At 62.7% G+C, this 17,176-nt stretch carries 14 protein-coding genes and 1 pseudogene; 2 read left to right on the top strand and 13 right to left on the bottom strand.

Annotated elements, in window-relative coordinates:
• Positions 1-53: 53 nt before the first annotated feature.
• Complete coding sequence (locus tag V8G57_RS16010) at positions 54-1,142, top strand: threonine aldolase family protein (RefSeq protein ID WP_342830214.1); 1,089 nt, start codon at positions 54-56, stop codon at positions 1,140-1,142.
• 55 nt (positions 1,143-1,197) lie between these two features.
• Here the strand turns inward: V8G57_RS16010 and fdhA are convergent, their stop codons facing one another.
• From fdhA to V8G57_RS15985, 5 genes are all read right to left on the bottom strand, one after another.
• Positions 1,198-2,400, bottom strand: coding sequence for a formaldehyde dehydrogenase, glutathione-independent (fdhA, locus tag V8G57_RS16005; protein ID WP_342830213.1), 1,203 nt, complete (start codon positions 2,398-2,400; stop codon positions 1,198-1,200).
• A gap of 54 nt (positions 2,401-2,454) precedes the next feature.
• Positions 2,455-3,399, bottom strand: coding sequence for a choline ABC transporter substrate-binding protein (locus V8G57_RS16000; RefSeq protein ID WP_425458289.1), 945 nt, complete (start codon positions 3,397-3,399; stop codon positions 2,455-2,457).
• A 162-nt stretch (positions 3,400-3,561) separates the two neighbouring features.
• The gene (locus V8G57_RS15995) at positions 3,562-4,617 is read right to left on the bottom strand and encodes a GlxA family transcriptional regulator (protein WP_342830231.1); all 1,056 of its coding nucleotides are present in this window, start codon (positions 4,615-4,617) and stop codon (positions 3,562-3,564) included.
• 160 nt (positions 4,618-4,777) lie between these two features.
• Positions 4,778-5,674 carry a choline ABC transporter permease subunit gene (gene choW, locus V8G57_RS15990; RefSeq protein WP_425458288.1) on the bottom strand — a complete coding sequence of 299 codons (897 nt, stop codon included), beginning with the start codon at positions 5,672-5,674 and terminating at the stop codon, positions 4,778-4,780.
• A complete protein-coding gene (locus V8G57_RS15985) occupies positions 5,667-6,857 on the bottom strand; it encodes a quaternary amine ABC transporter ATP-binding protein (protein WP_092398184.1) in 1,191 nt (396 codons plus the stop codon). The genes choW and V8G57_RS15985 overlap by 8 nt, the downstream gene beginning before the upstream one ends.
• A gap of 566 nt (positions 6,858-7,423) precedes the next feature.
• Here V8G57_RS15985 and V8G57_RS15980 point away from each other — a divergent pair.
• Positions 7,424-8,302: a TorF family putative porin gene (locus tag V8G57_RS15980; RefSeq protein ID WP_342830212.1), complete on the top strand. Its 879-nt coding sequence runs from the start codon at positions 7,424-7,426 to the stop codon at positions 8,300-8,302.
• A 124-nt stretch (positions 8,303-8,426) separates the two neighbouring features.
• On the opposite strand, the gene V8G57_RS15975 is transcribed toward V8G57_RS15980, so the two are convergent.
• The 8 genes and pseudogenes from V8G57_RS15975 to V8G57_RS15945 all read right to left on the bottom strand — a co-directional run bounded on the left by V8G57_RS15975 (position 8,427) and on the right by V8G57_RS15945 (position 17,176).
• On the bottom strand, positions 8,427-9,704 hold the full coding sequence (locus V8G57_RS15975) for an amidohydrolase family protein (protein ID WP_092398180.1): 1,278 nt from the start codon (positions 9,702-9,704) through the stop codon (positions 8,427-8,429).
• 133 nt (positions 9,705-9,837) lie between these two features.
• On the bottom strand, positions 9,838-10,695 hold the full coding sequence (locus V8G57_RS15970; RefSeq protein WP_092398178.1) for a glycine betaine ABC transporter substrate-binding protein: 858 nt from the start codon (positions 10,693-10,695) through the stop codon (positions 9,838-9,840).
• A 93-nt stretch (positions 10,696-10,788) separates the two neighbouring features.
• The gene (locus tag V8G57_RS26275; RefSeq protein ID WP_425458292.1) at positions 10,789-11,022 is read right to left on the bottom strand and encodes a 2Fe-2S iron-sulfur cluster-binding protein; all 234 of its coding nucleotides are present in this window, start codon (positions 11,020-11,022) and stop codon (positions 10,789-10,791) included.
• 71 nt (positions 11,023-11,093) lie between these two features.
• Positions 11,094-11,838, bottom strand: a pseudogene (locus tag V8G57_RS15965) (FAD-binding oxidoreductase); the annotation flags it as partial.
• Positions 11,839-11,919: 81 nt separating this feature from the next.
• Positions 11,920-13,233 (bottom strand): aromatic ring-hydroxylating oxygenase subunit alpha, encoded by a 1,314-nt coding sequence (locus V8G57_RS15960; protein ID WP_425458287.1) that lies wholly within the window; start codon positions 13,231-13,233, stop codon positions 11,920-11,922.
• A 48-nt stretch (positions 13,234-13,281) separates the two neighbouring features.
• Complete coding sequence (locus V8G57_RS15955; RefSeq protein ID WP_342830209.1) at positions 13,282-14,094, bottom strand: electron transfer flavoprotein subunit beta/FixA family protein; 813 nt, start codon at positions 14,092-14,094, stop codon at positions 13,282-13,284.
• Positions 14,091-15,251: an electron transfer flavoprotein subunit alpha/FixB family protein gene (locus V8G57_RS15950; RefSeq protein ID WP_342830208.1), complete on the bottom strand. Its 1,161-nt coding sequence runs from the start codon at positions 15,249-15,251 to the stop codon at positions 14,091-14,093. Before V8G57_RS15950 ends, V8G57_RS15955 begins: the two co-directional genes overlap by 4 nt.
• Before the next feature lie 2 nt (positions 15,252-15,253).
• A complete protein-coding gene (locus V8G57_RS15945; RefSeq protein WP_342830207.1) occupies positions 15,254-17,176 on the bottom strand; it encodes a (Fe-S)-binding protein in 1,923 nt (640 codons plus the stop codon).

Here is a 17,176-nt window from a genome sequence, read left to right as displayed (position 1 = left end):
GTAAGATGGCAATCCCCTTCCTAACCCTGGCCCACGGGCCTGAGCCGCACACCATGTCAAACGCCGATCTGCGCAATCAATGCCATACCTTCTTTTCCGGCGCCGCACCGCGTCCTGCCGCCCAGGATTTTGCCGAGATGGCCGCCTGGTGCCAGGCGCACGGCATCCAGCACGACAGCTACGGCGAAGGCGCCCTGCTCCAGGATTTCGAAAACAAGGTTGCGGCGCTGCTGGGTTTCGAGGCGGCCCGCTTCGTGATTACCGGGACGCTTGCCCAGGCCGTCGCGCTTCGCATCGCCGGCCAGGACAGGAACAATCCGCTGGTGGCGCTGCATCCCACCGCGCATGTCTTGCTGCACGAAAGCAGCAATTACCAGCTGCTCGACCATTTCACCGCGCTCAATGTCGGCAATCCGCACCGGCCATGGACGGTCGATGACCTGAAAGCCATCCCTGACCGCCTGGGAGCTGCGCTGTACGAGCTGCCCATGCGTGAAATCGGCGGCCAGCTGCCGGCATGGGAAGAACTGGAGGCGGTCAAGCGATATTGCCGCGAACAACACATTCACCTGCACCTGGACGGCGCCCGCCTGTGGGAAGCAGCTGCCGGCTACGGCAAACCGCTGGACAGCGTGGCGGCCGGCTTCGACAGCGCGTACGTCTCGTTCTACAAGGGCATCGGCGGCCTGGGCGGCGCCATGCTGCTGGGCAGCCGCGATTTCATCGGCCGCACCTCGGCATGGATGAAACGGCTGGGCGGCAACGTCTACCAGCGCTCACCCTATGTAGTGGCGGCGGCAATGCGCTTCGATGAAAAACTGGCGCGCATGCCGGCCTACCTGCAGCGCACCCGGCAGCTGTACCAGCTGCTGGCGCGCTACCCGCTGTGGCAGGTCAATCCGCGGCAGCCGCATTGCAACATGCTGCATCTCTACCTGCCTGTCGGCCGCGAGGCAGCGAATGCCGCGCGTGACCAGCTGGCCAGGGAGCACGGCGTCTGGCTGTTCGGCGAAGCCAGGCATGCGGCCTTGCCGCAGCAGAGCCATGTCGAGTGGTATGTGGGAGAGGCGCTGCTGTCTTTGTCCGACGACAGGATTGCCGCGATCCTGGACCAGTTCCAGGCGCTGCTGGCGCCTGCGTGAGCGGCCCCTGACGGCGTAAAAAACAGCCATCAGCAGGCCATCAAGCCGATATTGCTCAGGCGGCTTTTTGCAGCAAGCGATGCGGATCGATGACAAATTTCTTCGGCGCGCCGGCATCGAACTGCTGGTAACCGGCCGGCGCCTGGTCCAAGGTGATGACTTCAACGCCGACGATCTCGGCGATCTTGATGCGGTCCCACAGGATCGCCTGCATCAGCTGCCGGTTGTATTTCATCACCGGCGTCTGCCCGGTATGGAAGCTGTGCGACTTGGCCCAGCCCAGTCCAAGGCGGATGCTCAAGCTGCCGCGCTTGGCGGCGCTGTCGACGGCGCCCGGATCGTCGGTCACGTACAGTCCCGGAATGCCGATCTTGCCGGCCACGCGGGTCACCTCCATCAGCGAATTGAGCACGGTCGCCGGCGCTTCCGACTGCGCCCCGGCGTGGCCGTGGCCGCGCGCCTCGAAACCGACGCAGTCGATCGCGCAATCCACTTCCGGCACGCCCAGGATCTGCGTGATCTGGTCGCCCAGCGACGCATCGAGGGACAGGTCGACCGTTTCAAAACCGACGCTGCGCGCATGCACCAGCCGCAGCGGATTGACGTCGCCGACGATCACCACCGCCGCTCCCAGCAAGCGCGCCGAGGCTGCCGCAGCCAGGCCGACCGGACCGGCGCCGGCGACATACACCGTGGCGCCGGGGCCGACCCCGGCCGTCACCGCGCCGTGGTAGCCGGTGGGCAGGATATCCGACAGGCAGGTCAGGTCGCGGATCTTGCCCATCGCTTGTTCTTTGTCGGGAAAACGCAGCAAATTGAAGTCGGCGTAAGGCACCATCACATACTCGGCCTGGCCGCCTATCCAGCCGCCCATGTCGACGTAACCGTAAGCGCCGCCGGCGCGCGCCGGATTGACGGTTTCGCAGACGCCGGTGTGCTGTTCCTTGCAAGTGCGGCAGCGGCCGCAGGCGACGTTGAAGGGTACCGAAACCAGGTCGCCCTTCCTGATGGTTTCGACATCGGAACCGACCTCGATCACTTCGCCGGTAATTTCATGGCCCAGCACCAGCCCGGCCTGGGCGGTAGTGCGGCCGCGCACCATGTGCTGGTCGGAGCCGCAGATGTTGGTGGAAACCACTTTCAGGATCACGCCATGCTCGATTTTCTTGCCTTGCGGATTGTCGAGCTTGGGAAAAGGGATCGACTGTATTTCGACCTTGCCCTGCTCGATATAAACCACGCCACGATTTTCAGACATTGTGTCTCCTCCAGTTATTAATTATGAAGATGGAAGCCGGAAAACGTTACGCCGTTACAGCCCCAGCGAGGTCTTGACCGCCGGCAGGCCGTCCTTGCCGTCGAAGGTCTTGACCCCGGCCAGCAGCTTGTCCAGGATCTCGGGATTCTTTTTCAGCCATTCCTTGGCCGCGGCCTTGGGATCGGATTTGTCCATGATGCGTCCCATCAGCTGGTTTTCGATGCCGGTGGAAAACTGCAGGTTGCCGGCCAGCTTGTCCGCGTTCGGACAGCGCGCCGCATAGTCGTTGGCCGCCACGGTGTACACCTTGGCCTCGCCGTAGTTGGGACCGAACACATCGTCGCCGCCGCTCAGGTAGCTGATCTTTTGCTGTACATTCATCGGATGCGGTTCCCAGCCCAGGATCACGATCCATTTCTTTTGCTTGACCGCCCGCCCCAGCTCGATCAGCATGCCGGCCTCGCTCGATTCCACCATCTTGAAATTCTTCAGGTTGAACTGGTTCTTGCTGATCATGCCCTGGATCAGCGCATTGCCGTCGTTGCCGGGCTCGATGCCGTAGATCTTGCCGTCCAGCTCTTTCGAGTACCTGGCGATATCGGCGAACGTCTTGAGGCCGGCATCGTAAGCATAGGTCGGCACCGCCAGCGTGTATTTGGCGCCGGTCAGGTTCGGCGTAGGCAATACCTTGAGCGATTTTTCCTTGACGAAGGGGGCAATGATGGGATCCATGGTGGGCGCCCAGTAACCGAGGAACAGGTCGATCTGCTTGTTCTTTACGCCGGCAAAGGTGATCGGCACCGAGGCGATGGTCTTGCTGGTGTGGTAACCCAGGCCCTCGTACACGGCGGAAGCCAGCCCGGTGGTGGCGGCGATGTCGGTCCAGCCGACATCGGCGAAACGCACGATCTGGCACGATTTCGGTTCCTGCGCCTGCACCGGCGCCAGCAGGCTGCACGCCACGCCGGCGCCGGCGACCATCAATCTGAATGATTTCATTGCTTTTTTCTCCTGAAACAAAGACGGCAGTCCGATGCAGGCATCGGCACAAGATGAATGGAAAGGGCATGCACGCAGACGCAACAGGAATAAATCATGCGTACCGGTACAGGTAAGAAATTACATCGCATCCGGGCTGGGCTTTAGACCGATTGCGACATGCTATTGCCTGCCGGCGTCAAACAGCTCGTCCACCGCCAGCGGCAAGGCCGGCAAAGGCGGCAGTTCGTCGACCGCGGACAGGTAGGGATGGCGCAGGTGCCGTTCGCTGCTGGGGGAGCGGCCGAACTGGTTGCGGTACGCCTTGCTGAAATGGCAGGACGACTGGAACCCGCAAGCCACCGTCACGCTCATGATCGACATGGTGGTCTGCAGCAGCAGCTCGCGCGCGCGCCGCAAGCGCAGCTGCAGGTAATAGTGGGTAGGCGTGACGTCCAGGTAATACTTGAACATGCGCTGCAGCTGGCGTTGCGACAAGCCCACCAGCCTGGCGATTTCTTCAAAGGACAGGGTTTCTTCGATGTGGGTTTCCATCAGCCTGGCGACTTCGATCAACTCCTTGCGGCTGAAGCCGAGCCGTGCGGCAATCGGGATATGCTGCTGGTAAGCGCCGTCGCGTATGCGCTCCAGGATGAACTGCTCGGAAATCTCGGCCGCCAGCGTCTTGCCGTAGCGGTTGGCGGTCAGGTTCAGCATCAGGTCGATGGGCGCGGTGCCGCCGGAACAGGTAAGGCGGTCGCGGTCTACCGCAAACAGTCCCTCGGTAAACAGCACGCGCGGAAATTCTTCGCGCAGGGCGGAAATGTTTTCCCAGTGGATGGCGCACTGGTAGCCGTTCATCAGGCCGGCCTTGACCAGCGCGTAGCTGCCGGTGCAGATGCCGCCCAGCTTGACGTTGCGCCGCGCCAGCTGGGCCAGCATGGCGTTCAGCTTGTCGTTGACCGCCTCGTGGATCTTGACGCCGCCGCAGACAAACAGGATATCCGGCGTGCCGGCCTGCTCCAGGGTCAGCGTCGGCGTAATCGGCAAGCCGTTGCTGGCCTGCGCCGGCGCGCCGTCGACGCTGATCACCGACCAGCGGTACAGGGTCTGGCGGCTGATGTAATTGGCCATGCGCAAAACTTCGATCGCACTGGCGAAAGCAATCATCGAGAAATTCGGCAAGGTCAGGAAACCGAAGTGCAGCACCGGCGCCGGCGCGGCGCCTGGCGGCAGCATGGGCGTTGACGGCGTTCCCGGTTTCGAAGCGGCTTGGTACGAAGACATCCTGCCTCCATCTATGGCTACCGGCACCGGACCTCCGGCGCGCGGATCACGTTGCTGCTATCTGTTGCTGCTATCTGTTGCTGCTATCTGTTGCCGCCCTTTTCCCCTGCCCTTAGCCAGCGACCAGCGCAGGGCTCTTGCGAAACCATTTGCGCAGCCGGAAAAAGCGCTGCACCTTGCCGGCTTCCGGCGTGCGGCCGAAACTTTCGGTGATGCGGTCGAGGATGATCGCCAGCAGCACCACGCTCAGGCCGCTCTCGAAGCCGAGGCCGATGTCGAGCCGCTGGATGCTGGCCAGCACATCGTTGCCGAGGCCGCCGGCGCCCACCATGGAAGCGATGATCACCATCGACAGCGCCATCATGATGGTCTGGTTGATGCCGGCCATGATCGACGGCAAGGCGTTCGGGAACTGCACCTTGTACAGCAGCTGCCAGCCGGTGCAGCCGAAAGCCTGGCCGGCTTCGACGATCTCGCTGTTGACCTGGCGGATGCCGAGCGCGGTCAGGCGCACCGCCGGCGGCATCGCAAAAATCACGGTGGACAATATGCCCGGCACCCGGCCCAGGCCGAACATCATGGCGGCCGGGATCAGGTAGACGAAGGCCGGCATGGTCTGCATCAGGTCCAGGATGGGACGCACCACCATCGCCACCCGCTTGCTCTTGGCGGCCCAGACCCCGACCGGGATGCCCAGCGCCAGGCTGATCAGGGTCGATGAAATGGTCAGCCCCAGGGTGACGATGGTCTGGTCCCAGAACCCTGTGTTATAGATGACGAAGAAAGACACCACGGTGAACAGCGCGAACTTGAAGCCGACGCGCCAGATACCCAGCACGATGAAAAAGCCCATCAGCAGCCAGAGCGGCAAAACCTGCAGGCCGTGCTCGATGGTTTCGGCAAACCAGCTGATGGCATTGCCGAAGCTGTCGAAACTGTTGCCGTGCTTATCGAGTATGTAATGGACGAACTGGTCGACCCAGCGTCCCAGCGGAAGATGTTCAGACATGCGAACCTCGGGATTTTGACAAAGCTTGGAGCACCATGGACTGGCTGATCGCGCCGCAATAGCAGCCGTCGCCGTCCACTACCGGCAATGGACTGCGGCTGCTGATCAGCCGGTCCATCACATCTTCCAGGTTGCTGCGGTGATGGATCACGTCGATGCGGTCCAGCCCGTTCAGCTGCAGGTTGCCGCTGGCGTCGGCATGGCGGCGCGTGGCAACGATGCCTTGCACCTTGCGCGCGGCGTCCACCACGAAGGCATAATCGGAGCGGCTGCTGCGGTACAGGTCGCCGTTGGCCTGCACCTCGCCGGCGGAAGCCACCAGAGGCACGGCATCGGTTTGCATGAGGTCGCCGGCGGTAAGATAGCGGTTGGTGTCGACGCCGTCGAAAAAGGCGCGCACATATTCTTCGGCAGGATGGTCGATGATTTCCTGGGCGGTGCCGACCTGCACCAGCCGGCCGCCCTCCATGATGGCGATGCGGCTGCCGATGCGCAGCGCTTCTTCCAGGTCGTGCGAGACAAAAATGATGGTGCGCTGCTGTTCCTTTTGCAAATCCAGCAGCACGTCCTGCATTTCCTTGCGCTTGAGCGGATCGAGCGCGGAGAACGCCTCATCCATGATCATCAGCGACGGGTTGACCGCCAGCGCGCGCGCCAGGCCGACCCGCTGCTGCATGCCGCCCGACAGTTCGCACGGCAGCTTGTTGGCGAACGACGCCAGGCCGACCTGCTCCAGCACCGCCATGGTGCGGCGCTCGCGCTCTTTCTTGCCGACCCCGGCCACTTCCAGGCCGAAGCAGGCATTCGACAACACCGTCCGGTGCGGCATCAGCGCAAACGACTGGAACACCATGCTCATGTCGCGCCGGCGCAGCTTGATCAATTGCGAATTCGTCATCTGCGCCACGTTCTGGCCATCCACCAGGACATTGCCGGCGCTGGGATCGACCAGGCGGTTGATCAGCCGGATCAGGGTCGACTTGCCCGAACCGGACAAGCCCATCAGCACGAATATCTCGCCCTCCTGCACCTCGAACGACACGTTTTGCACGCCGACCACCTGCCCGGTCTCGGCAAATATCTGGTCTTTCGACTGCCCTCTCTCCAGCATGTCCAAGGCTGACTGCGGGTTATTGCCGAAGACCTTGTACAAACGGTCAACTACTACTTTTGCAGACTTCATTACCTGTCTCCTGATTGTGCATTCGACGCTATTGCAGCCGGGATCATTCCTCACTGCAACAAATCGCTAGCGTGCGGGTCTGGCCGTCCTTGCCCGCTTGTTTCAAATCCACTGCTGCAGAGTGTATGTGCAGCACGGCTGGGAAGACAAGCGGCAACGCGTTGCCCGGCGCCCTTACGACGGCGGGAAATCCATGAGAAAAATTCGTCTTACGTTATTCACATAGTCGCGACAAAGGTTTTTTGCCGGATGACGATTTACGACAAGCACTTAATCAAAAACGACGAAGCACTTGTCGTGCCATGACTAGCCATTGCCTGTCCGTCACCAGTCGATTTTTTTATGTCGCAATTCCATCATTTTTAGTCGCAATTGCAGGGAGTTAGGTTTTCCTGCCGGGACAATAATTATCTGCAGGTATCGAAGCGAGCAATAAAACCGAGCGAGCCGCACAGCCTTGTTTCCTGTTGCTGCAATCGCTTGCTATCACGATATCGCGAAGGCGCAATCGGCAAGACAGGCGATTGATATCAAAATGGAAATACACCAAAAGGGGAGTTGCCAGCATGCTTCAGAAATCCAGCAGGACCCGCAGTTACCCGTGGCTTGCCGCGGCCGTCGCATTCAGTTTCCAGTTGCCGGCATCGGCCCAGGCCATCGACAGCAGCGCCGCTACGGCGCCGGCCGCCGCGGCACCGGCTGCCGCAGCATCGGCTGCCGCACCTGCATCGCCGTTCACCGCCAACGTCACCATCGCCTCGCAATACGTGTCGCGCGGCTTCCGCCAGACCTGGGGCAAGCCGGCGATCCAGGGCGGCTTTGACTATGCGCATCCGAGCGGCCTGTTTGCCGGCACCTGGATGTCGACCGTCAGCGACCATTTCATCGAAGGCGGTTCGGTCGAGTGGGACCTGTACGGCGGTTACACCGGCACCGCCGGCGATTTCACCTACACCGGGCAGATCTACTATTACCTCTACCCCGGCGCCGAGGCGTCGTTTGCAAAAACCAAATACAACTACGGCGAAGCGGTCGCCTCGCTGACCTACAAGTGGTTCAACGTCAAATACTGGCTGACTTACACCCCTGACTATTTCGGCTACAACAGCGCAACGCTAGGCATAGGCAGCGGCCAGCACAGCCGCGGCTCGGGCTACCTGGACCTGAACGGCACGTTCGACCTCGGCAGCGGCTACAGCCTGCTGCTGCACTACGGCAACGAGCGGGTGAGGAATTTCTCTGCCTACAGTTTCCAGGACGGCAAAATCGCCCTGTCCAAGGCGTTTGACGGCGGCTGGACTGTCGCCGGCGCGGTCACCAAAGGCTGGGGCAAGAATGGCGTTTATGACCACTACACCACCGGCGTGCTGAATTCGGCGGGCCAGGCCGAGGTATCCAACCCGCTGGCCACGACGCTGGTGCTGTCGCTGACCAAGACCTTCTGATCGTCCAGGTCCCCGGTCGCTTCGCGAGAAAAATGCTGCTCCGGCAAACGCGAGGCGCATTGCCGAAGTCATCGGATGCGCATGGCTTCGGTTCTTTTCAACAGCCTGCTCCAGGCGTCCTCGCTCAACCGGGATGCAAGCGGAAATCGACCGTTGCCGGCCGGCCCGGCAGCGCCAGCGTAGCCTGTATTGCCGGCGACTGGCTGATGACCTTGCCGCGCCGGATCACATATCTTCTGCCGGCACGCAGCCTGATCGCTTCGACCGTGCTGCGCGCATCGAGCACCACCAGGTCGGCGTTGCAGCCAGGCGTCAAACCGTAGCCGCTCAGGCCGAGTATCCGCGCCGGCGTTTCCGTCACGGCCAGGAAACAGGCGTGCATCGCTTCCTGCCCGGTCATCTGCGCCACGTGCAGGCCCATGTGCGCCACCTCCAGCATGTCGCCGGAGCCCAGGCTGTACCAGGGATCCATCACGCAATCGTGGCCGAAAGCGACATCGATGCCGGCCGCCAGCATTTCCGGCACGCGGGTCATGCCGCGGCGTTTCGGATAGCTGTCATGCCGGCCCTGCAAGGTGATGTTGATCAGAGGATTGGCGATCGCCGCCACCCCCGCTTCGCGGATCAGCGGCAGCAGCTTGCTGACATAGTAGTTGTCCATCGAATGCATTGAGGTCAGGTGCGATCCTGTCACCCGACCTTGCAACCCCAGCCGCTGCGCATGAAATGCCAGGGTTTCGATATGACGCGACATGGGGTCGTCCGATTCGTCGCAATGCATGTCGACGCGCAAGCCCTTTTCCGCGGCAAACTCGCACAGCAGGCGGACCGACTCGGCGCCGTCGGCCATGGTGCGTTCAAAATGCGGGATGCCGCCGACCACATCGACTCCCATGGCAATCGCTCGCTTCAGGTTGGCAAACGCGCTTGGGCTGCGCAACAGTCCATCTTGCGGAAACGCCACCAACTGCAAGTCAAGGTAAGGCGCCACCTGGCGCTTGACGTGCAGCAGCGCTTCTACCGCAAGCAAGCGGTCGTCGCAGATATCGACATGCGAGCGGATCGCCAGCAAGCCGCGCGCCACGGCCCAGTCGCAATATTGCATTGCCCTGGCGACCAGCGCTTCCTGCGTCAGCACCGGTTTCAGCTCGCCCCACAGCGCGATTCCTTCCAGCAGCGTACCGGAGCTGTTAACGCGCGGCAGCCCATAGCTGAGGGTGGCATCCATATGAAAATGCGCATCGACCAACGGCGGCGTCACCAGGTTGCCGCCGGCATCGATCTCCTGGGCGGCGCTGACCGCGAGCGCCGAGCCGACTGCCTGGATGCGGCCGTCGGCCATGGCGATATCAACACCGCTCCTGCCGTCCGGCAGCGTGGCATTACGAATAAGCAGGTCCATAGGCATCCTTTTAACTGCGCTACATGGCCGACTGCCGGGCATGATACCGGCACAGCGATGGACCATAGTAACGCCAAAGGAAATCCGATGACAACGCTAGCGCCGCGTCACCCTGCTTTAAAACCTGAGCGCTCTACTTCTGCAGCCACTGGCTGACGCGCTGCGGATGCGCATCGACCCATTGCTTGGCCGCCGCTTCCGGCTTGGCGCCGTTTTCAATGGCCAGCATGACGCTGTCGATTTCGCCCGGCTGCCATGAGAAACGCTTCAGCAGATCGTTGACCGGCCTGGCCTTCGCTTCCAGGCCAGGATTGGCGATGCTGTCGACATGCTCGGCTTCGCCGTAGACCTTTTTTGGATCGTCCAGGAACTTGAGTTTCCACTTGGCGAACATCCAGTGCGGCACCCAGCCGGTCACCGCAATCGCCTTGTTGTTGCGGATCGAACGCTCCAGCTCGGCCACCATGCCGCTGCCCGAACTAGGCACCAGCTTGTAATCCAGCCCGTAGTCCTTTATCGCCAGTTCCGTCTTGGTCATGACCCCGGCGCCGGCATCGATGCCGACGATGCGTCCCTCGAACGCAGCCTTCTGCGCAGGCAGATCGGCAATGCTGCCGGCATTCACGTAAGCAGGCACGATCAGCCCGATCCTGGCGCCCGGATAATTCACCCCCAGGTTCACCACCTTGTCCTTCAGCTTCTCGTAATACGCACCCTGCGTCACCGGCAGCCAGGCCGACATGGTAGCGTCCAGGTCGCCACGCGCCACGCCCTGCCACATCAGTCCGGCGGAAACCGGCACCAGCTTGACCTCATACCCCAAGTGCTGCCGGATGATCTGCGCCGCGACATAAGTAGTCGCCACACTGTCCGACCATCCTTCCACATAGCCGATCTTGATCCCCGGCTTGCCATCCGCCGCCGCCCCTCCCGCACCAGCCACGCACGCCAGCGCAACGATCAGCCAACATAATTTTCGTATCAGACTCATGCTCAACCCCTTCAATATATTCCAATCGGTGCTGCTGCTTTAATTAGGGTCAGAGTCGAATTAATTTTAAAAACAATTCGACTCTGACCCTAATTATTTGTCTACGACCAGGTTGCTTAGCGGTTTGCTGCAGCAGAGGAGCACCATGCCTTGGTCGATTTCGCGTTGGCGGATGCCGCCTTTGTGCTGCATGTCTACCGTTCCGGACACCAGCTTGACCTTGCAGGTGCCGCACATGCCTTGGGCGCATGAGGATGCCAGGCGGACGCCTGCGTTGCGGGCGGCGTCCAGCACATGCTGCTGCGGACCGCAGGTGATCTGGCGCATGCTTTTCTGGAAATTGACTTCGAAGCCGGTTGCTGTCGGCGCGTTTTCTGGCGTTGCCTGCGGTTGGCTCTCCTGTTGCAACGCCTCGAAGGAAAAACTTTCTTCATGGTAGCGGGCACGGTCGAAACCGGCTTCGTCGAGCATGCCGCGCACCGCTTTCATGTAAGGCGCGGGGCCGCAGACGAAGATTTCCCGCTCCATGAAATCGGGCGCCATCAGCTTCAGCGCCGCCAGCGACAGCATGCCGGTCGGACCCGACCAGTCGCGCCGCTGGCCCAGCCGCTCGCAGATGAAGCGCGTGCGGAAATTCTGCTGGCTGGCGGCGATCAGGCTCAGCTCGCGTTCGAAGATGATGTCGTCCGGCGTGCGCGCGCTGTGGACGAAAACGATGTCCCGGTCATCGCACAGGTCATGATGCGCGCGCGACATCGACATCAGCGGCGTGATGCCCGAGCCGGCCGAGAGGAACAGGTATTTTTCCGCCGGATGGACAGCGCAGGTAAATTCGCCGGCTGCGCGCAGCACCTTGAGCTTGTCGCCGGCCTTGAGATTGTCATGCAGCCAGTTCGAGACCGGCCCGCCGGGAACCCGCTTGACCGTGATCGAAATCGTGTGCGGCCGTGCCGGCGAGGATGAAATGGTGTAGCAGCGGTTGATCGCTTCGCCGTTGATTTCCAGCTCCAGCGTGATGAACTGGCCGGGCTGGAACGCAAAGGCGCCGCCGCCGGGCGCGGCGAAGAAAAAACTCTTTACATCGTGCGTCTCTGGCCGCACCTGGCAGCAGGCCAGCATCTCTTCGCTGTCGCTGTTCCACAGCGGCGGCATGCTGTCCCAGAAATTCCGGCGATTCAGTTTATAAGTATCCATGACCGGCCCTGGCAATATTTCGGCTTTCAATCAATTCTCCACGGCGATCGCTATGACGGTTGCCGAGCCCGTGCCTGGACCGGCAGCCAGGCCGGCCGACAAGCGGCCGATGTACCAGCTGCAGAATTTCTCGACCAGGCCCTCGGTAAACGGCGAATAAGGACCGGGCTGATAGGCTGCGCTGCGTGCTCCTTGCTGCGACAGCTCGACCAGTCGCTTGTCCTGGTCGTTGGTGGCGTTCCACACCGCGGTCAGGTTGTCGAGCTGGTAGTCGATGCCTTCGCGCGCATCCTTGTGCACCAGCCATTTGGTGCGCACCAGGGTGCGTTCCGCCGACAAGGGCAAGACCGAAAAACTGACGATATGGTCGCTCATGAAGTGGTGCCAGGAATTCGGCTGGGTCCAGAATGACAGGCCGCCCAGGTCGGCGCGTTCGAACTGTCCCAGCAGCTTGCCGGAAGCGACCTTGCCGTCCAGCGTCTGCGATTCGCCGGCGCGGTCCAGCGGCAGGCGCTGGGTGCGGAAGCCGGTCACCAGTTCGTCCAGCCGCTCTATCTCCGCCGACGGCAAGCCGCCCTGCTCCCATTCGGCGCAGCGCTGCGCGGCCAGGCGATCGAATTCGGCGATCTGTTCTGCATTGCCAGGCGCCGACTGGTAGCCGAAACCGAACTCGAACAGCGAGGCGGTCAGCTCAGGATGATTGCTCGCGCAGTGATAGCATTCGCGATTGTTTTCCATGGTCAGCTTCCAGTTGCCCTCCTCGATCAGATCGACCTGCTTGGCGATCTTGCAGTCCTGCAGCCCGTGCGGCAGCAGATAGGGCGCCATGGCGTCGCGCATGACCGCAAAATCCTGCGGCGGCTGTTCCGCCAGGCAGATGAATATCAGGCCCGCCAGGTTCTCGACGTGCACCGGCTTCAGGCCGTGCTTGCTGCGGTCGAATTTCTCGCCCATGTGGTCGGCATGGATCAGCTGTCCGTCCAGGTTGTAAGTCCACTGGTGATAAGGGCAGACCAGGTTGCCCACCGAACCCTTGTGTTCAGAACACAAACGCGCGCCCCGATGGCGGCATACATTGTGATAAGCACGCACCGACATGTCGTCGTCACGCACCACCACGATGGAATTGAGGCCGATCTCGACCGTGACGTAATCGCCCGGCTCGGGAATATCCGGCTCGACCGCCACATGGATCCAGTGCTTGCTGAAAATCTCCCGGATATCCAGGTCGAAGATTTCCGGGCTCAGGTAAAACGGCGCATCCAGGCTATGGCCAGGCAGGCGTCCGGCGATCAGTGATTGAATCTCTTTGGATACTTTCAATTGTTTCTCCATGCATTGCATTGATGGAACCGCCGCTTTGCAAATCCGGTTGCAAACCCATTTATAAAATCAATAAGCGACCAGGCGATGCTCGCGCAGATAGACCAGCACCACTTGCGCCTTGTCGGCCGCGCTGCCGTCCTGGACCACCTTGCCGCCGCGGCTTTCGCTCACGGTGGCGGCTTGCATGCGGGCATGGCCGGAGCGCTTTTCAGGCGCGACCAGCTTGCGCGGCACGGCTTTGGCAGGTTCGACCGTCCATTCCCCGGCGCTATCGCCGCTCGCCGCCGCGGCAGCAGAAAACGCCTGCTTCCTGATTTCGCCGCTACGCAACCTGGCGTAGGCATAACGCAAGCCGTTTGGCGCCAGCGGATGGACTGTCATCAGGGCCGGCAGCTTGAGCGCTACTTCACGGCGCCGGCCCTTGGGCAGGTATTGCTGGGCGACGATGCTGTCCCGGTCCCGGTCCGGCGTCACGGCAACCACGCCGGCCAGCAACGGCAGGCCCAGGCGCGCCGCCAGCAGGTAAGGCAGCATGCCGCTAGCCGCCCCGCCTTCGGCACGGCTGCCGCACAGCACCAGGTCATATGGTTGCAACTGAGCCTGCAGCTGTGATTGCAATGCCGGCAATACGTCCCGCGACGCCGCGGCTTCGATCAGGGTGATGCTAGCCGCACCCAACGCCAGGTATTCAGGCAGGGCTGGATTGCCGGCGTCGCCGGCATGGATCACATCGATGCTGGTTCCAGCCGAGCGCTGCGCCAGCTTGCCGGCCATGTCCAGCGCGGCGGCATCGTTACGGCTGTAGCGCGGCACGCCGCTGACCGGATGGCGGCCTATCGACACCAGCACGGCAATCCGTTTGATGACAGCCTGGTTCATGATCCGCCCTCCATGCTGCGGGCTTGCCGCACCTGGTCCAGCAGCGCCGTCATCAATTCCTGGGCGTCGCCGATGATGCTGAGGTCGGCGCGCTTGATCATCGGCGCGCTGGCGTCCAGGTTGACCGCGATCACATGGCGGCAATCCTTGATGCCCTGCAGGTGCTGGACCGCGCCGGAAATGCCGAAGGCCAGGTAGGCGCTGGCGCTGACGGTCTTGCCAGTAGCGCCGATCTGCTTGTCGCGCTGGAATTTGCCGTCGTCGACCGCGACCCGGCTTGCGCCTACCGCCGCATCCAGCGCATTTGCCAGCGAATTGAACAGCGCGACATCGTCAACGCCGTTGCCCGCCGAGACGATGAAATCGGCTTCATCCAGCGCCATCTGCGATGCCGCCATGGTCTTGCTGCCGAGATCCAGGAATGGACTGGATGATTTTTCCGCCTCCGCCTTGACGCCGATGGCCGCGCTCAGCTCGCCAGCGACCTGTCCGCGCCCGAGGAAAGGCAAACGCGCATCCACGACATCGGTTTCCAGCAGGACCACCTGCGCCAGGCTGCGCCGAGCCAGCATGCTGCCTTGCTGGCGGTAGGCCGCCAGGCCGCACTTGCTGATTTCGACCACATGGGTAGCGATGCTGGCCGCGGTCCCGGCCGCGCCCAGGCGCCGACCGAGGTCGCTGCCGGCGACGCCATCGTCGGCTATGAACACATGGGCTGGCTGCAATGTTTCCATCAAAGCCTGCAGCGCTGCAAGTTCCGCTTCCGGCGCAAACGCATGGTTGCCATATTGCGGCAGCACGACGCAGCGGTCGACACCCAGCGCGGCGGCGTCGTCGTCCAGGCCGCCGAACACCAGCAGCGCCACTTCGGTCGCGCCGTCGGCCAGCAGCGCCGCGGCAGCCACCGCCTGGCGCGCGTGCTCATCCAGCGCGCCGCGATCGCTGTGCGCCACCGCCAGCAGGCAGCCTGTGGTCACGGCATCGGCGGCCAGGCGCACAGGTTTTGCAGCCTGGTGCGGCTGGCTTTGCAGCGCGACCTGGCTGCCGCCGCTGTCGCCAAGCTGGCCCAGCACGATACGCTTGACGCCATCGGCATTGATGCTGAATGGACGGCGCGGGTTGATGCGCCTGACGCTGTTTTGTATCGCCATGTCCATCGTCAATTCTCCAGTGCCGCGGCCAGCAGTTCGGCGATGTCGCGCACTTCCGGGCGCGGCCCTACCACGCCTTCCAGCATCGCAGTGCAATTCGGACAAGCCACCACCACCGTATCGGCGCGCACGGCGCGGGCGTCATGGATGCGGATGTCGGGAATGCGCTGCTTGCCGGGGATATCGGTCAGGGGCGCGCCGCCGCCGCCGCCGCAGCAGCGCCCGCGCATGCCGTTGCGCTCCATCTCGTGCAGCGGCAGGCCCAGCATCTTGAGCAGTTCGCGCGGCGCTTCGATCTCGCCGTTGTAGCGTCCCAGGTAGCACGGATCGTGATAGGTGAAACGCTGGTCGCTGCCGGGGGCCGGTTCAACCCTCGGCTTGATTTTTCCGGAACTCACCAGCGCCGCCATGAAGGTGGTGTGATGAAAAACCTCGTAGCGGCCGCCGAACGCCGGATATTCGTTGCGCAGGCAGTGCATGACATGCGGATCGGCAGTGACAATCCGCTTGAAGGTGAAAGCAGACAACTGGGCAATCATGTGCTGCGCCATTCCCTGGAACGTCGCTTCGTCGCCCAGGCGGCGGGCTACGTCGCCGGTGTCGGTTTCCAGCGAGCCCAGCACGGCGAAATCCACGTCCGCAGCCTGCAGCACCTTGACCAGCGCGCGCAAGCTGCGCTGGTAGCGCATGTCGAAACCGCCCTCGCCCACCATCAGCAACACGTCGACCGCCTGGCCGGGAACGATCTGCCGCACGCCGAGGTCGATCGCCCAGTTGTAGCGCACGCCCAGGTCAAAGCCGCCGGCGCTGCCGGTCTCGCGCAGGTTCGCCAGCACTTCCGGACCCTTGCCAGGCACCTCGCCGAACTGCAAGGCCTGGTGGCGCCGCATGTCGACAATGGCGTCGACATGCTCGATCAGCATCGGGCATTCCTGCACGCAGGCGCGGCAGGTGGTGCAGGACCACAGGGTCTCGGGAGAGACCAGGCCCGGCACGATCGCATCCAGCGGCCGGCCTTGATGCTTGCCAAGCGGAATGCCGGGATACGGGCTGCCGGCAAAATCGGCGTCGCTGCCGCCGGCCATGCCGGTCACCATGTCTTGTATCAGCTTCTTCGGGTTCAAAGGCTGGCCGGCGGCGAAGGCCGGACACGCCGCTTCGCACTTGCCGCACTGGACGCAGGCATCGAAACCCAGCAGCTGGTTCCAGCGAAACTCGACCGGCTTGCCGACGCCCAGCTCGCCCTGCTCCAGCTTGAGCGGCTTGAGCGCGGTAACCGGTGTGCCTTTGCCGTCATGTGTGAAATCTTGCTTGAACCGTTCCTGGCGCGGATGGAACGCCAGGTGCAGCAGGCCGGCCAGCGCGTGTTTCATCGGCCCGCCGCGGGCCGCGCCCACGGTCAAGGTCCAAGCGCCCAATCCCAGCAGCAGCACGGTCACCAGCGCGCACAAGCCTGACATCAATTGCAAGGGAAGCAGGCCCAGCGCCAGCAAACCCAGCGCAAACGCCGCCAGCATCCAGGGCAAACGCATCCAGGCGCCGCGCGACAAGCGCGCCGGCGGCGTGCGGCGCCGGTGCCAGACGAACAGCACGCCGGCCAGCATGACCAGCGCAAACAGGCCGATCGCCTTGTCCAGCGCCGAGGCATACAGCATCAGGCCGTAATTGACCGCCACCAGCGCCATCGCCGCTATCGCGCCGCCGGCGGTCGCCACGTGGGTGCGGGCAATATAGGGATCGCGCGCCACCACATGATGCAGGTCGACAAAATAGCGCTTTGGAATCGCCAGCAGGCCCAGCCAGGATACCGAGGCGTCGCGGCCGGCGCGCCACAAGGCAGCCCGCCGCGCCAGGCCGGCAGACAATCCCGCCACCGACAGCCAGAACAGCACGGTGATGGCGTGGTTGAGAGAAGAAGCCAGGGCGCCCAT

The sequence above is a fragment of the Collimonas rhizosphaerae genome, from assembly GCF_038896935.1.
Classification (GTDB): domain Bacteria; phylum Pseudomonadota; class Gammaproteobacteria; order Burkholderiales; family Burkholderiaceae_D; genus Collimonas; species Collimonas rhizosphaerae.
Note: the sequence above shows the minus strand (reverse complement) of the source record. Positions and strands in the feature narration are given on the sequence as shown.

Excerpts from the sequence above, each read along its gene's own strand:
- V8G57_RS15975 (WP_092398180.1), bottom strand. The coding sequence starts at position 9,704 with ATGGACCTGCTTATTCGTAATGCCACGCTGCCGGACGGCAGGAGCGGT.
- V8G57_RS16010 (WP_342830214.1), top strand. The coding sequence starts at position 54 with ATGTCAAACGCCGATCTGCGCAATCAATGCCATACCTTCTTTTCCGGC.
- V8G57_RS15995 (WP_342830231.1), bottom strand. The coding sequence starts at position 4,617 with ATGCTGCCGCCAGGCGCCGCGCCGGCGCCGGTGCTGCACTTCGGTTTC.
- choW (WP_425458288.1), bottom strand. The coding sequence starts at position 5,674 with ATGTCTGAACATCTTCCGCTGGGACGCTGGGTCGACCAGTTCGTCCAT.
- V8G57_RS15970 (WP_092398178.1), bottom strand. The coding sequence starts at position 10,695 with ATGAGTCTGATACGAAAATTATGTTGGCTGATCGTTGCGCTGGCGTGC.
- V8G57_RS15950 (WP_342830208.1), bottom strand. The coding sequence starts at position 15,251 with ATGGACATGGCGATACAAAACAGCGTCAGGCGCATCAACCCGCGCCGT.
- fdhA (WP_342830213.1), bottom strand. The coding sequence starts at position 2,400 with ATGTCTGAAAATCGTGGCGTGGTTTATATCGAGCAGGGCAAGGTCGAA.
- V8G57_RS15980 (WP_342830212.1), top strand. The coding sequence starts at position 7,424 with ATGCTTCAGAAATCCAGCAGGACCCGCAGTTACCCGTGGCTTGCCGCG.
- V8G57_RS15985 (WP_092398184.1), bottom strand. The coding sequence starts at position 6,857 with ATGAAGTCTGCAAAAGTAGTAGTTGACCGTTTGTACAAGGTCTTCGGC.
- V8G57_RS26275 (WP_425458292.1), bottom strand. The coding sequence starts at position 11,022 with ATGCGCCAGATCACCTGCGGTCCGCAGCAGCATGTGCTGGACGCCGCC.
- V8G57_RS16000 (WP_425458289.1), bottom strand. The coding sequence starts at position 3,399 with ATGAAATCATTCAGATTGATGGTCGCCGGCGCCGGCGTGGCGTGCAGC.
- V8G57_RS15955 (WP_342830209.1), bottom strand. The coding sequence starts at position 14,094 with ATGAACCAGGCTGTCATCAAACGGATTGCCGTGCTGGTGTCGATAGGC.
- V8G57_RS15960 (WP_425458287.1), bottom strand. The coding sequence starts at position 13,233 with ATGCAATGCATGGAGAAACAATTGAAAGTATCCAAAGAGATTCAATCA.
- V8G57_RS15945 (WP_342830207.1), bottom strand. The coding sequence starts at position 17,176 with ATGGGCGCCCTGGCTTCTTCTCTCAACCACGCCATCACCGTGCTGTTC.